Raw genomic sequence first — 15,540 nt, 5'->3', positions numbered from 1 at the left:
CCATGAAAAGGAATATTGAAGACTTAATCGTGATAAGTGACCAGTGACCAGTGACCAGTGACCAGTGACCAGTGACCAGTGACCAGTGACCAGTGACCAGTGACCAGTGACCCTTTTTACAATCGCCGAATTCCTATTTCCAAACCTTGACACACCCCAGTTAAAAAATCTAAATCCAACGTTGCAATAGTATCACTGGGTTTGTGATAGTGAGGATTCCGCATAAATGCCGTGTCTGTTACCATAATTGCTGGGTAACCAGCATCCCAAAAAGGTGCATGGTCGCTTCGTCTTGTTTGGGGAACGATTAAACCTCTATTTGGTACTGGTAGCCACTGGCTGGAGACACCCACTTTGCGAATACTGCGGCTTAGAGAAATTACGTCGCGAATTGTCCGCCAATTACCAATGAGAGCAATAAAATCACCACGATTTGGGTAAAATTTTTCCAAAGGAGGTGGGTAAGCTTGGGAACCTGGTGTTGGATCGCAGTAACCTAACATTTCTAGAGAAATCATGAGGCGTAGCGGTTGCTGTTCTTGCTTGAGCTTGGCTGCATAATCAGCACTACCTAACAAGCCGTACTCTTCCATATCAAACGCTACTAGTCGCAAAGGATACTTTACTGGCTGAGTTGTAAACATTCTCGCCAATTCTAACAGCACTGCGACACCTGTAGCATTATCATCAGCTCCGGGAGTTCCCGGTACTGCATCGTAATGAGCACCAATTAGAATGGGTGGCAAATCTCCTTGAGCAGAATCAGTAGCAGGTAAATTTAAGATGAAATTTTTGCAGGTTTTGACCCCAACTCTAAAGGTGTGGATTTCCACACTTCCCCAGAGAGCAAATTGTTGACAAATGTATTCTTGGACGAAGAAATGTCCGGCACTTGCCAGATAGGGATCGCGATCGCAGGCTATATAAGTGAGGTGGTTTTCCAGTTGATTCTTGAGATTCACATTCTTAACGAGTATGAGACACTGTTTGACCGTGTAATTCAAAGCTTGCAAGATACAATAAATCAAGCATTAGTTCTAAACAAATTAATTTATAAGACACTATAGGAGAACAAGAACGCATGGGCAAGGTAGTCGGCATTGACTTGGGTACAACCAACTCAGTAGTTGCCGTCATGGAGGGTGGCAAGCCGGTGGTGATTGCCAATGCAGAAGGAATGCGAACAACCCCCTCCGTCGTTGGCTTCACAAAAGAAGGCGAGAGAGTTGTCGGGCAAATGGCGCGACGGCAAACCCTCCTCAACCCACAAAATACCTTTTTCGCCGTCAAACGTTTCATTGGGCGTAGGTATGGTGAACTCAACCCAGAATCAAAGCGCATTCCCTACACCATCCGCAAGGACGAATTAGGTAATATCAAGATTGCCTGTCCCCGGATGAACAAGGACTATGCTCCAGAAGAAATTTCGGCAATGGTGCTGAAGAAACTGGCAGAAGATGCCAGTAAATACCTGGGTGAACCTGTTACGGGAGCAGTGATTACCGTACCTGCCTATTTTAATGATTCTCAACGCCAAGCAACACGAGATGCAGGAAGGATAGCGGGATTAGAAGTCCTGCGAATTCTCAATGAACCAACGGCTGCATCCCTAGCTTATGGAATGGATCGCAACGACAACCAAACCATACTCGTTTTTGACTTGGGCGGTGGTACTTTTGACGTCTCAATTCTGGATGTAGGCGATGGGGTATTTGAAGTCAAATCCACAAGTGGAGATACACAACTCGGTGGCAATGATTTTGATAAGAGAATCGTAGATTGGTTGGCAGAAAAATTCTTGGAAACCGAAGGGGTTGATTTAAGACGAGAACGACAATCTTTGCAGCGTCTGCTAGAAGCATCTGAGAAAGCCAAAATAGAACTTTCAGCAGTGAGCGTTACAGACATCAATTTACCATTTATCGCTTCAACTGAAGATGGCCCCGTCCATTTAGAAACCCGTCTCAGCCGTTCTGAATTTGAAGGTTTGTGCGATGACTTGTTAGGGCGGGTGCGTATCCCCGTTAAACGAGCGATGAAAGATGCTGGTTTGACACCTGCAGATATTGATGAAGTAGTACTGGTAGGTGGTTCTACCCGGATGCCAATGGTGCAGCAACTCGTGCGAGCAATGATTGGGAAAGAACCTAACCAAAATGTCAATCCTGATGAAGTTGTTGCTGTAGGTGCAGCAATACAAGCAGGTATTTTGGCAGGTGAGTTTAAGGATGTTCTTCTACTTGATGTAACTCCTCTGTCTCTGGGTTTGGAAACCATCGGTGGCGTGATGAAAAAACTGATTCCCCGTAACACCACTATACCAGTTCGTCGCTCTGACATTTTTTCAACGTCTGACAACAACCAGAACAGCGTGGAAATTCATGTCGTTCAGGGCGAACGAGAAATGGCATCTGATAACAAGTCTTTAGGACGGTTTAAGCTGTATGGGATTCCACCTGCACCACGTGGAATTCCGCAAATTCAAGTGTCTTTTGATATAGATGCTAACGGCATTTTACAGGTAACAGCCCTGGATAGAACTACAGGTCGAGAGCAAAGTATCACAATACAAGGTGCTTCTACCCTAACTGAGGGAGAAATTAGGAAGGCAATTCAGGATGCTGAGAAATATTCGGAAGTTGACAGACAGCGTAAAGAACGGGTAGAAAAGCGGACTCGATCTGAAGCCTTAATATTACAGGCGGAACGACAACTCAGAGAAGTGGCGTTGGATTTTGGTATGCAATTTGCCCGCAACCGTCGCCAAAGAATTGATAATATTTGCCGAGAACTACGGGAGAGTTTACAAGCAAATGATGACCGAGGTATTGACCAAGCATACGCTGACTTACAAGATGCTCTGTACGATCTAAACCGCGAAGTTCGCCAGTACTACGCTGAAGATGAAGAGGATGACTTGTTTGGTACTATCCGTGAAATCTTTACTGGCGATAAAGAAAAAGAACGGGATCGCGATCGCGATTACTATGGCAGAGACTCCGGTGGTAGGGACTATGGTGGTAGTAGGGACTATGGTAATAAAGACTATGGCGGTAGGGACTATGGTAATAAAGACTATGGCGGTAGGGACTACGATCGCGCTTCCTACGACAGAGGTGGTCGTTCCTCCTATGACAGTGGTTCTTCTCGCAAGTCTCGTCCTAGCTACCAAGATAACTGGGATGATGATGACGATTGGTTGTAATCAGTGACCAGTGACCAGTGACCAGTGACCAGTGACCAGTGACCAGTGCAAATGACGCTCCTGACTAGTTAGCTTTAATTTGAAGGAAAAACCTATAGTTGAGTCAATATGCGGATTTGACTATAGGAAATTTGTATTAGGTAAGTATGTAGTTCAATAGTGAATGAATAACCGTTAAAAATCTAAATTAAAATATTATTATGCAGAATTTGCAGAACTTTCGAGATTACTACGAGATTTTGGGAGTCACTAAAGATGCCTCAAATGAAGAAATTAAAAAGAATTACCGACGATTAGCGCGACAGTATCATCCAGACCTGAATCCGGGAAACAAAGCAGCAGAAGAAAAATTTAAGGTCATTGGAGAGGCATACGAAGTTCTTTCAGATACCACAAAACGAGCACAATATGACCAGTTTAGTCGCTTTTGGAAACAAAAAGGTTTTGATAAACAAGCACCACAAGATAAGCGTTGGAGCGATACCCGTTCTAACGGTCGCTCAAGTAATGAAAAGGTAGACTTTGGTAATTATTCTGAATTTGATAGTTTTATTAATCAAGTCATTGGTGTTGGGGCGCGCAGAGACAGGAATGGCACCTCTACCAATAATACTGACAGCGATCCATTCCGCAGCCCAAGAACAAAAGAATACGTTACAGTCAACTCCCGCCCCAGTCGTCGAGATATAGAAGCAAGATTGACCTTACCATTAGAGAAAGCTTACAGGGGTGGAACTGAGAGAATTCGTTTGGAAGATGGGCGATCGCTAGAAGTGAGTATGCCATCAGGTATGGTTACAGGTCAAACAATTCGCCTCAAAAATCAAGGTATCAATGGAGGCGATTTATATTTAAAAATTACGGTTGACCCCCACACCCTGTTTAAGGTAGAGGGATCAAACATCCTCTGCCAAGTACCAGTCACCCCTACCGAAGCAGTTTTGGGAGGACAGATAGAAGCACCAACTCTAGATGGACTGGTGAAAATGTCGATTCCTTCAGGAGTGCGATCGGGTCAGCGTTTTCGCCTTGCTCAAAAAGGATATCCTAAAGAAAACGGCGAACGTGGCGACCAACTTGTAGAAATTCAAATTGTGGCTCCCAAAAATATCACCCAGCAAGAACGCGAACTCTACGAAAAGTTACGGCAACTGGAAAATTTTAAACCCCGTGCCGATTTACTAAAGTAGTCCAGAGGGCTAGAAGCGGAAATGCGTACTCCAAAACTCGTGACAATGAGCCTTGAGTATTGAGTATTTACACTAATAATTTGCCGAAAATGAACAAATTAAAAGAAAAATACATAATAGACGATAGCGGTAATCGGATTGGAGTTATTCTGGATGTAACAGAGTATCACCAAATGCTTGAAGAATTAGAAGAATTAGAATGCATTCGCGCTTATGATGCCGCTAAGGCTTCTAATGACCAAGCGATCTCATTCGAGCAAGCAATTGCTGAAATTGAGCGAGATCGGTTATGAATTATACCGTTACAGTTCTTCAAATTTGTGATCGACGCGATGTTTACCAGTGAACTAGTAATTATAATTTTGGAAATCTGAATGTTGAGCGTTAGGTCTAAATCGGTTTGTCGGTTTAGAATAAAAAAACGCATTGAATGCTATGAGACTCAAGAGCCGTGAATCAGAACGGGGTAATCCAACAAAGCAGCAAGCCGACATATTACTCACTGTTAGGACTGCATCCCTCGGCATCAGCGATTGAAATCCGTCGCGCTTACCGGGAACTGAGTAAGTGTTACCACCCAGATACAACAAGTCTACCTGCTGCTTTAGCGACAGCTAAATTTCAGCAACTTAACGAGGCTTACGCCACCCTCAGCAATCCAGAACGACGGTTTAGTTACGATCTCAAAATAGGGTACTTGCGCTTTGGGGTGATTCAAGCGCCCACTGACTTAAACCATCCTGTCTCCAAGTCTTACGACTGGTCTAAATCCACTTATCTAGACGCAAGCGATCGCCCTCTCTCCGCAGGGGAAATTTTTGCTTTGTTTATTCTGGGTTTAACACTTATAGGTTGTTTGCTATTAGCAATTGCTATTGGCTTAACCCGTGGCGAAGCTGCTTTTTAAATTATGAATTATGAAACAAAATCATCATTCAGCATTCATCCTTTATCCTTCATCATTCATCCTTACCTATGTCTTTTCCTACTCCTAATACTCCCTTATACAATCACCCTCTTCCTCAGATTGAGCATTGGTTAAAAGAACAAGGCTGTCAGCAAGATGAAACCCAACTGCATTGCTGGCACGTGCAGCGATCAGCTTGGCAAGCCGAACTCTGGTTAGATATAGAACAAATTATAGTACGGTATATTGCAGCAGGAGAAGATGGGCAAGACATCCAACGTGCATTCAAGTATTCTCTCAGCCGACAAGATGTGGAACGAGCAGTTTTTTCTGGACCTTAGTGATTTTGGATTTTAGATTTTAGATTTTGGATTGATTTTTGTTTTGAATCCAAAATCGCAAATCCAAAATCCAAAATTCTTAGATTTTCCCAAACCTCCGTTCCCTTTGTTGATAGGCACAAAGGGCGCGATGAAATTCATTGCGGTTAAAATCAGGCCAAAGAGTTTCTGTTATATAAATTTCTGCATAAGCAATTTGCCAGAGAAGAAAATTGGAAACCCGCATTTCTCCACTGGTACGAATCAATAAATCGGGATCGCAAATTCCGGTAGTGTAAAGATGGTGTTCAAATATAGCTTCATCAATTTCATCTGGTTGCAGCAAACCTTGCTGTACTTTATTAGCAATTGAACGACACGCCTGTATAATCTCTTGCCTCCCTCCATAATTTGTCGCTACAGTAAATTTAATGCTGAAATTATCCTTTGTTTGTTCCATTGAACGGGAAATTTCTTCTTGGAGAGCTTTTGGTAAAACACCCAAATTGCCTACGAATCTAATTTGAACATTTTCCTCTAGCATTTCCCGCAGTTCTTGGCGCAGAACCCGTTGAAATAGAGTCATCAAGAAATCGACTTCTTCGCTAGGTCTTCCCCAATTTTCTGTTGAAAAAGCATAAGCTGTTAACGCTTGAATTCCCCAGTCTTTACAGCAACGAAGCAAATCTTTTAAAGCATCAACTCCTCGCTTGTGACCCATAATACGGGGTAAACCTTGACGCTTAGCCCATCGACCATTGCCATCCATAATCACCGCAACGTGCTTGGGTAAGAATTCTTGTTTTAAATCAGGGGGCAAATTTCGCAGTTCAGTGTGTTGTGCTGTCATTTTTTATCTCGCGAAGCGGTCGATGGTAATCCCAGTAAACGTAAAATGGGTGAGATTGCTTTACTTTGAATCTGACGACTTATTTGACGACCTAAACTTAACAAACCAGGAGCAACCGCTTCCCGATCCACGGTGGGAGAAAATTGATCCTCTAAGGACTCTTTCAGCTTTGTAATGGTCAGAGGTCTATTGAGAGTTCCCCGTTCTGCTAGAGAAATGGAACCCGTTTCTTCTGATACGACAACACAGATGCAATTTTCAACCCGTTCAGTGATTCCCATCGCTGCACGGTGGCGTGTTCCCAACTGGCGCGAGGCAGTACGTCCTGAAAGAGGTAGAATAATACCTGATGACACAATCCGCGAACCACGAATTAAGGTTGCCCCATCGTGGAGGAGAGTTTTTGGCTGAAAAATAGTCTGTATAAGTTCTTTAGAAACCTCCGCATTCAGCTTGACTCCCGGTACAGAAAAATCCCGTTCGTCAATTGGACCGGTCGTTTCCAAAATCAGCAAAGCTCCAATCCGGTTTTTCGATAGCTCTTTAATAGCATCGACAATTTCATCAATTACACTATCAGACTTCGGAACCGCCAGACGGGACGGTTGGAAAAGTTGCTTGAATTCGCCTCTTCCCAATTGTTCTAAAAATCGGCGAAACTCTGACTGAAGAGCAACCGCCATTGCGACAGCACAGCCAATCACTAACTTTTCTAATACAAAATTCAACAAATGTAACTCCAGTCTGCCACTGATGGCTGATGCCAACATCAAAATGATGAATCCCCGCACCATCCACAGTGTCCGGCGCTCACTAATAATAACTAGTATCATGTACGTCAGCGCCAGTACTAACAGAATATCCAGAGTCTGAACTAGCAAGGCCTGTGACCATAAAACTGTCAGCCATTGCTTCCACCAATCTCCCATGATATCTGGCGTGAAAGTATCAAGTATTCAGTAGGTCGGATGAAGTATTCAGTGGGTCGGCTAAAGTATGAATAATGAAGTGTAAGGTATAAAATTTTGCTCCTTTATTCTTCATCCTTTCTTTCATCCTCGCTCCTTTATACTTCATCCTGATATCTTTTATCCTTCTTTTAATCTTTCCGGTAGGCAATCTTGTCGAATTAAATCTTGATAAGTTTCGCGTCGCAAAATCAAATTTGCTTCGCCATTCGCTACTACAACAGCTGCAGGTCGAGGCAAGCGATTGTAGTTAGATGCCATACTGTAATTGTAAGCACCAGTTGCCATTACTACGAGAATATCCCCTGATTGATTTTTTGGCAGATGGGCATCCTTTATTACAATATCCCCAGATTCACAGTGTTTTCCGGCAATTGTCACAATTTCTGTAAGCGGACTGGACATCCGATTGGCAACTACTGCACGGTAGATGGACTGGTATGTAATTGGACGGGGATTATCAGACATACCCCCATCAACGGATACATAATTACGGACTTCAGGAACAACTTTAGATGAGCCGATGGTGTAAGCTGTGACACATGAGGAACCGATCAGAGAACGCCCTGGTTCGGAGATGAGCTTTGGCAAAGGTAAGTTTTCTACAGCACAAGCGGATTGAATGACTTCGCAAATTGGTTGAACCCACTCCTCAATGCTAGGTGGATCGTCTGATTCGATGTACTTAATTCCCAAACCACCGCCTACATTTAACTCTTTCACGGCTAAACCATACCGGGCTGCTTTACTTATCCACTGCACCATAACAGCCGCTAGATCCTGATGGGGTTGGCGTTCAAAAATTTGAGACCCAATGTGAGCGTGTAAACCCACGCAGTTTAAACCTGATTGTTGGCTGACAAAGGTAAACAACTCGTCAATTTCATTCGGATCGAATCCAAATTTGCTATCCAAATGTCCTGTACGAATGTATTCGTGAGTGTGGCATTCTATTCCCGGTGTCAGCCGAAGCATGATGGGAATTGGGGAAGGTGGGGCCCCCTCTGGGGATAAGGGGTAATGGGGAGTGGCGAGTGGCGAGTGGCGAGTGGCGAGTGGGGATTGTTCATCAGTGGGTTTCAATTCAGAATCGGCTGTCGAAAATCCCAACTCAACAAGGGTTTGCAATTCATACCAGTTATCTACAACAATGGTGCAGTTTGACTTAATGGCAAAAATTAATTCTTCGCGAGATTTATTATTACCATGGAAGTATATTTTGTCAGGACTCACACCCGCAGTCAAAGCGGTATGGAGTTCACCCCCTGAGACTACATCTATTCCCAAACCTTCTGAAGCAACGATCGCACAAACAGACATGCAACTCCACGCCTTTGATGCGTAAATAACTTGAGATTCACCTTTATAGTACCGCTTAAAACTGTCGCGATATTGGCGACAAGCGGTGCGTAAGGTCTCTTCATCTAAAATATATAATGGTGAACCAAACTGCTGAATAATGGTAGTAACATCACAACCGCCTATTTCCAGGCAATCGCGACTGTTAATTCTAGCACTCAGCGGTAAAAGTTCCTGGTTTGGTGAAATGTCTGTGCTTTCACGACTTGCTTGTGGTAAATATTTACTACCAGAATATTGAACCCCAGTAGACTGTGTCGATACCATAACTATAAGAGTTGTCCTTATTTAATTTACGGGCATGAGTGAATACTCCGTTTCTTAGTTTACAAGAAAGGTAGGAGGAACGCCCTTTTGCTTTGGCATATGGATAATGCGAGATTTATTTTACCTGTGAACGAATCAAAATTAGAAGTTAGATCGCTAACATCAACAGACCTCAGTGCAATGCTAGATTTAGATAGAGCCTGTTTCGGCGGTTTGTGGACTCACCAAGGGTATCAACGGGAGTTAGACAGCCCCAACAGCGAACTCCTCGGTTTATTTTCTCCACTCTCTGTCGTAAAATTACTCGGAATGGGTTGCTTTTGGTCAATTTTAGATGAAGCGCACATCACGATCTTGGCAGTACATCCTCAGTACCAGCGTCGGGGTTTGGGACAAACTTTACTTTACTCTCTACTTAGGTTGGCTTGCGATCGCGGTTTAGAGCGAGCAACACTAGAAGTACGTGCTTCTAACTCAGCCGCGATCGCTTTGTACCAAAAATTTGGCTTCCAAACAGCTGGACTCAGGCGGCGTTACTACAAAGATAATAATGAGGATGCCTTGATTCTTTGGTTGGGCAATTTACAACATTTATCTGGGGAGTGGGGCGTGGGGAGTAGGGAGTAGGGAGTCAATACTGCTAGGTTAAGAGTTGTTCGCACGTGAGAAACCGTAACTGGTCACTGGTCACTGGTCACTGGTCACTGGTCACTGCCTAACCCTTAACCCTAACTTATGACAAGCTTTAATAAAACTTTAAGATTTTATTGTATTGTTTTGCTTATAAATATTTGTGAGAAAGTTCAAGTCGTGCTTGACAGAGTCCTTAAAAAATGATAAATATTTTTCTTTGGGATTGACTTAAAAAAACTATCCAAAGTTATTGATTTTGTTTGATGTCAGTCCTTAGAACAATGAAAAAGACAAACTCCTCAGCACAGAGACAACATCAAAGTAAATAAAACTAAATAAACGGTAATAAATACTTAACAATTGCCCAAAAAACTTGGGTAGAAAGATTCGGTTGTCTACACCTTTATACAGGCATCCGATTCTTTTGCCTGTGCTAAAATCAGCTTACCGGCACGACGCAGGTGATGGGATAAAGGCCATATGTTTGAACGCTTCACAGAAAAAGCCATTAAGGTTATCATGCTAGCCCAGGAAGAAGCTCGCCGCCTTGGGCACAATTTCGTGGGTACCGAGCAGATCCTCTTGGGTCTAATTGGAGAAGGTACCGGCGTGGCGGCTAAGGTACTGAAATCAATGGGCGTCAATCTCAAAGACGCTCGGATTGAAGTAGAAAAGATCATAGGCCGGGGTTCGGGCTTTGTGGCGGTGGAAATTCCGTTCACGCCACGAGCAAAGCGAGTTCTGGAGCTATCCTTGGAAGAAGCGCGCCAATTAGGGCATAACTACATTGGTACCGAGCATCTGCTGTTGGGCTTAATCCGAGAAGGAGAAGGTGTAGCAGCCAGAGTACTAGAAAATCTAGGCGTAGATCTATCTAAGGTTAGAACCCAAGTGATCCGAATGCTGGGAGAAACAGCTGAGGTCACCCCAGGGGGTCCATCTCGCGGTAACAAAACCCCGACTTTGGATGAGTTTGGCTCGAACTTGACCCAAATGGCAGCAGATGGAAAGCTTGACCCAGTTGTGGGACGGGCTAAAGAAATTGAACGCGTGATTCAAATTTTGGGTCGCCGGACAAAAAATAATCCAGTGCTGATTGGGGAACCAGGGGTTGGTAAAACAGCCATTGCTGAAGGTCTAGCACAACGCATTGCGAATAAGGATGTCCCTGACATTCTAGAAGATAAGCGCGTTGTCACTCTGGATATCGGTCTGCTCGTCGCAGGTACTAAGTACCGAGGTGAGTTTGAAGAACGCTTGAAGAAAATCATGGATGAAATTCGTCAAGCGGGTAACGTCGTTCTTGTCATAGACGAGGTACACACTCTGATCGGTGCAGGTGCAGCAGAAGGCGCTATCGATGCAGCAAATATCCTCAAACCAGCCTTGGCGCGAGGTGAATTGCAGTGTATTGGCGCAACAACTCTAGATGAATATCGCAAACACATTGAGCGTGATGCAGCCCTAGAACGTCGCTTCCAGCCAGTGATGGTAGGTGAACCGTCAGTAGAAGAAACTATTGAAATTCTATATGGACTGCGCGATCGCTATGAACAGCACCATAAACTAAAAATCTCTGATGAAGCATTGGTAGCGGCGGCGAAATTATCCGATCGCTATATTAGTGACCGTTACTTACCAGACAAAGCTATCGACTTGGTTGACGAAGCTGGATCTCGGGTACGCTTGATCAACTCCCAATTGCCACCCGCAGCTAAGGAGTTAGACAGAGAACTGCGTCAGATTTTGAAAGAAAAAGACGATGCAGTCCGCGCTCAAGACTTTGACAGAGCAGGGGAATTGCGCGATCGGGAGATGGAAATCAAAGCCGAAATTCGCGCCATTGCTCAAAGCAAGACGAATTCAACCCGCACTGAAGGTGATGAACCTGTCGTAACAGAAGAGGACATTGCCCACATTGTTGCTTCTTGGACTGGAGTTCCAGTGAACAAACTCACTGAATCCGAATCCGAGAAGTTGTTGCATATGGAAGACACTCTGCACCAGCGCCTCATCGGACAAGAAGATGCTGTGAAAGCGGTTTCACGAGCTATTCGCCGCGCGCGTGTCGGTTTGAAGAACCCCAATCGACCAATTGCCAGCTTTGTCTTCTCCGGACCAACAGGTGTAGGTAAAACCGAATTGGCAAAATCCCTAGCTTCCTACTTCTTCGGTTCCGAAGAAGCAATGATCCGCTTGGATATGTCCGAATACATGGAACGCCACACCGTCAGCAAGCTGATTGGTTCGCCTCCAGGATATGTCGGTTATAACGAAGGCGGTCAATTGACAGAAGCCGTGCGCCGTCGTCCCTACACAGTTGTGCTATTCGACGAAATTGAAAAAGCGCACCCCGACGTCTTCAATATGCTGTTGCAAATTTTGGAAGATGGCCGCTTAACTGATGCTAAGGGTCGCACCGTAGACTTCAAGAACACCTTGCTGATTCTAACATCCAACATTGGTTCTAAGGTGATTGAGAAGAGCGGTAGCGGATTTGGTTTCGACGTTGCTGAAGATGCATCTGAAGCACAGTACAACCGAATCAAGTCCTTGGTGAACGAAGAACTCAAACAGTACTTCCGTCCAGAATTCCTCAACCGTCTGGATGAAATTATTGTCTTCCGCCAGCTGTCCAAAGAAGAGGTGTCGCAAATCGCCGACATCATGCTCAAGGAAGTCTTTGGTCGCCTAGCCGAAAAAGGCATCGTTATGGAAGTCACTCAAGGATTCAAAGACCGTCTCATCCAAGAAGGTTACAGCCCCAGCTACGGTGCAAGACCGTTACGGCGGGCTATTATGCGCTTGTTGGAAGACAGCCTTGCTGAAGAAATTCTCTCCGGTCGCATCAAGGAAGGCGATACAGCCATTGTTGATGTCGATGACACTGGCAATGTGACTGTCAGAGGCGAACAGCGTCGGGAATTGTTGACCCCGGTTGCTGAGTCGTAAGGGAAGAGCAACTTATCTGAAAATAGGTTGTGTTTATCAAAAATCAAATATGCCCTCAGAATAGAATTCTGGGGCTATACAAACAAAGTCCGCCTGCGCGGACTTTTTTATAGTCTTAGCTTGTGGAGAAGTCTTGGCGTTTTGTGGTACGGGCGTCCCCGCCCGTACTGAATGAGAAGGCGGGCGGGGACGCCCGTACCACAATCAATAGCTTCTTAGCAAACTAAACCCTTAAACAAGGGAGTCATTATTAAAGTCTTTCCGAAAATAATAAGTAATGTTAATTTATTTAAATATTATTATAATTTTTAAAGAGAGGTAGTCAGAACGGGGTTAAAAATAAAGAAAATCTTAAATTTCCTATTTCTTAACTTCCGCTATCTTAAGTAAAGGATTTTTACCAATTTGTTTGACATACAGAGAAACACGCTTGGAGTGGTAATATAATGCAAATAATTCCACGCTCGCAGTACGATCGAGAGCCACGCTTAAAATTGGAACCCAAGCAACGATTAAATCCACCACAACCCGCCTTGTTTGAGGAAACGGGTGTCAGAAGTACGCGCTCCTGCAGTTGGGGCGATGTCTCAGAACTTGAGCAAAGCCAACGCATCGCCATTTTTATAGATGGCGCAAATTTGTTTTACGCGGCCATGCAACTCAATCTTGAAATTGATTACACCAAACTCCTGCATTTTTTAATCAAGGGGCGTCAATTACTCCGTGCTTACTTCTACACGGGTGTTGATTACACTAACGAAAAACAGCAGGGGTTTCTGCTGTGGATGAGCCGTAATGGTTACCGAGTGGTGAAAAAAGAACTCACTCAACTTCCAAATGGTGCTAAAAAGGCGAATTTGGATGTGGAGATGGCTGTCGATATGATAACCTTGGCAAAACATTGCGACACTTTAGTTCTTTTAAGTGGGGATGGAGACCTGGCTTATGCAGTTAATACTGTCGCTTACCGAGGTGTTCAAGTTGAAGTTGTCGGTCTCAGTTCTATGACGAGCGAATCTCTAATTAGAGTTGCAGATTGCTACACAGATTTGGAAGATGTCAAACAAGACATTCAAAAAACAAGATTTCAAAATACCCGATAAGTAGTTTTCCCCTACTCCCTACTCCCTACTCCCTACTCCCTACTCCCTACTCCCTACTCCCTAGCTTTGGCAACGTGACAGTAACTCGAGTTCCTTGTCCTAACTGACTTTCCAAAACAATTTGACCGCCGTGTAACTCTACACACGCAAGAGCGATCGCCAATCCCAATCCCGTTCCAGGGATTGTATCAACGTTACTGCCACGACAAAAAGGCTGAAATAAGTTTTCTCTATCTTCTATTGGTATCCCAACTCCCTCATCTTTGACGCAAACAATAACTTGCGCGTCCCTGTCAATGAGGCTAATTTCTATATGACCTCCATCAGGAGAGTACTTAATTGCGTTAGACACTAAGCTCGCAAAAATTTGCCGCAAGAGTACTCCATCACCCCAAAATCCTTTGGGTTCGCAAGTCATTTGAAAAACTAATTTATGGCGATCGCTTGCTTTATGTCGGTGTTCTTCTATTAAATCGGACAAAAAGCGAACCAAATCTATTGGTTGCGGCTTAAACTTTGCCTGACTTAACTCAAATTTTTGAAACAGAAACAAGTCATCAACCAACTGTGTCATGTGACGCGCTTTCTGTTCAATAGTTTGGAGAAACTTTTGTTGCTTCAATTCATCAAGTCTATTCTTATAGTGCTTTAGGGTCGATGCTGCAGCCAAGATAGCAGCCAAAGGTGTTCGATACTCGTAAGAAACGGTTGTGATGATTTGAGACTTAAAAGCGTTGAGTTTCTTTTCTTTAACAAGATCCGCTTCCGTTTGAGATAGCTGTTCAGCCTGCTGAATTGCCAGCGCTAAATGTATAGACAATTCCTTGAGGGTAGATACTTCTGAGTATTGCCATTGTCTTTTCCCAGTACACTGATGGATAACTAGCACACCCCAAAGTTTTGAGCTTGGTTCTTCATGGCAATTTAAAGTTATAGGAATCACCAAATTTGAAGCATTATTGCTATTTTGAAAACCGACAATTTCCCGATTTTCTGTTTCTTGATTTTGGGGCTGAAGTAACTTCTCCTCATAACTTGAGTGACTGTTGGAAGGTGAGCAAAGAGTTTGGCAATTTAACAGGTGGCGACAGTTGATACTTGAACCTGTTTCACAAACCTTAGATATAACTTGTTGAAATTCTAAGTTCCTATTTTCAACAATGCCTTGCCATAAGCAAAGTTCTTGCTTACAAAACTCAACGAATTTCTCAATTTCATTGCTATCTGTCTGTGGGAAAAACTGATAAATTGTGACGCGATCGCACTGCAAAAGCTGCTGTACCTCCGCCACAGTCGTTGTCAAAATTTGCTCTAAATTCAAAGATTGACGAATTCTTAAAGCCGTCGTCGCTACAAGACGCTGTCGTTCTCGTGTTTTGTTAAGTAGAGATTGGGAGTGCGATCGCTTGATTGCGTTGCGGACTGCTGATTGTAGAGCATCCGGTTTTAGACGTTGCTTGACCAAGTAATCTTGAGCACCCTTTTGTATCGCTTGTGCTGCGACTTCTTCATTGCCATGTCCGGACAACACGATCACAGATGGAGCAACCTCAAATTTCGCTTGCTTCAATTTATCTAATATTTCCAACCCACTCAGATCTGGCAAACAAAAGTCAAGCAAAATCACATCACAGAGCATCGTCTGAGATAAAGCCAATCCATCCCTTGCAGAATCCGCCTCTAAAATTTCGTAAGACTGGTGGGGGTCTTTTAAAAGATATCGACGGTATATTCTCCGATCTTCTGCACAATCATCAATGATGAGTAGCTTCCTTGAGTCTGGCAT

At 43.9% G+C, this 15,540-nt stretch carries 13 protein-coding genes; 8 read left to right on the top strand and 5 right to left on the bottom strand.

Annotated features, from left to right (window positions below):
- Positions 1-116: 116 nt before the first annotated feature.
- Positions 117-962 carry a M28 family peptidase gene (locus tag WA1_RS03400; RefSeq protein WP_017741519.1) on the bottom strand — a complete coding sequence of 282 codons (846 nt, stop codon included), beginning with the start codon at positions 960-962 and terminating at the stop codon, positions 117-119.
- A gap of 119 nt (positions 963-1,081) precedes the next feature.
- Here WA1_RS03400 and dnaK point away from each other — a divergent pair, with 119 nt between their 5' ends.
- From dnaK to WA1_RS03375, 5 genes are all read left to right on the top strand, one after another.
- The gene (gene dnaK / locus WA1_RS03395) at positions 1,082-3,205 is read left to right on the top strand and encodes a molecular chaperone DnaK (protein WP_017741518.1); all 2,124 of its coding nucleotides are present in this window, start codon (positions 1,082-1,084) and stop codon (positions 3,203-3,205) included.
- 200 nt (positions 3,206-3,405) lie between these two features.
- A complete protein-coding gene (locus WA1_RS03390) occupies positions 3,406-4,395 on the top strand; it encodes a DnaJ C-terminal domain-containing protein (RefSeq protein WP_017741517.1) in 990 nt (329 codons plus the stop codon).
- Between the two features lie 89 nt (positions 4,396-4,484).
- Complete coding sequence (locus WA1_RS03385; protein ID WP_017741516.1) at positions 4,485-4,688, top strand: hypothetical protein; 204 nt, start codon at positions 4,485-4,487, stop codon at positions 4,686-4,688.
- A 176-nt stretch (positions 4,689-4,864) separates the two neighbouring features.
- Positions 4,865-5,302, top strand: a complete 438-nt coding sequence (locus WA1_RS03380) for a J domain-containing protein (protein ID WP_033334744.1) — start codon at positions 4,865-4,867, stop codon at positions 5,300-5,302.
- Positions 5,303-5,370: 68 nt separating this feature from the next.
- Positions 5,371-5,643 carry a DUF3143 domain-containing protein gene (locus tag WA1_RS03375; RefSeq protein ID WP_017741514.1) on the top strand — a complete coding sequence of 91 codons (273 nt, stop codon included), beginning with the start codon at positions 5,371-5,373 and terminating at the stop codon, positions 5,641-5,643.
- A 79-nt stretch (positions 5,644-5,722) separates the two neighbouring features.
- On the opposite strand, the gene uppS is transcribed toward WA1_RS03375, so the two are convergent.
- The 3 genes from uppS to lysA form a co-directional block, all read right to left on the bottom strand.
- Positions 5,723-6,472, bottom strand: coding sequence for a polyprenyl diphosphate synthase (gene uppS, locus WA1_RS03370; protein WP_017741513.1), 750 nt, complete (start codon positions 6,470-6,472; stop codon positions 5,723-5,725).
- Complete coding sequence (gene cdaA, locus WA1_RS03365) at positions 6,469-7,401, bottom strand: diadenylate cyclase CdaA (protein WP_017741512.1); 933 nt, start codon at positions 7,399-7,401, stop codon at positions 6,469-6,471. Before cdaA ends, uppS begins: the two co-directional genes overlap by 4 nt.
- A 159-nt stretch (positions 7,402-7,560) precedes the next feature.
- Positions 7,561-9,066, bottom strand: coding sequence for a diaminopimelate decarboxylase (gene lysA, locus WA1_RS03360; RefSeq protein WP_017741511.1), 1,506 nt, complete (start codon positions 9,064-9,066; stop codon positions 7,561-7,563).
- 99 nt (positions 9,067-9,165) lie between these two features.
- Here lysA and rimI point away from each other — a divergent pair, with 99 nt between their 5' ends.
- The 3 genes from rimI to WA1_RS03345 all read left to right on the top strand — a co-directional run bounded on the left by rimI (position 9,166) and on the right by WA1_RS03345 (position 13,754).
- A complete protein-coding gene (gene rimI, locus WA1_RS03355; RefSeq protein ID WP_017741510.1) occupies positions 9,166-9,693 on the top strand; it encodes a ribosomal protein S18-alanine N-acetyltransferase in 528 nt (175 codons plus the stop codon).
- 486 nt (positions 9,694-10,179) lie between these two features.
- Positions 10,180-12,651 carry an ATP-dependent Clp protease ATP-binding subunit gene (locus tag WA1_RS03350; RefSeq protein WP_017741509.1) on the top strand — a complete coding sequence of 824 codons (2,472 nt, stop codon included), beginning with the start codon at positions 10,180-10,182 and terminating at the stop codon, positions 12,649-12,651.
- A 446-nt stretch (positions 12,652-13,097) separates the two neighbouring features.
- The gene (locus WA1_RS03345; RefSeq protein ID WP_017741508.1) at positions 13,098-13,754 is read left to right on the top strand and encodes a LabA-like NYN domain-containing protein; all 657 of its coding nucleotides are present in this window, start codon (positions 13,098-13,100) and stop codon (positions 13,752-13,754) included.
- A 46-nt stretch (positions 13,755-13,800) separates the two neighbouring features.
- On the opposite strand, the gene WA1_RS03340 is transcribed toward WA1_RS03345, so the two are convergent.
- Positions 13,801-15,540: a hybrid sensor histidine kinase/response regulator gene (locus WA1_RS03340; RefSeq protein WP_017741507.1), complete on the bottom strand. Its 1,740-nt coding sequence runs from the start codon at positions 15,538-15,540 to the stop codon at positions 13,801-13,803.

This window comes from Scytonema hofmannii PCC 7110, from assembly GCF_000346485.2.
Classification (GTDB): domain Bacteria; phylum Cyanobacteriota; class Cyanobacteriia; order Cyanobacteriales; family Nostocaceae; genus Scytonema; species Scytonema hofmannii.
Note: the sequence above shows the minus strand (reverse complement) of the source record. Positions and strands in the feature narration are given on the sequence as shown.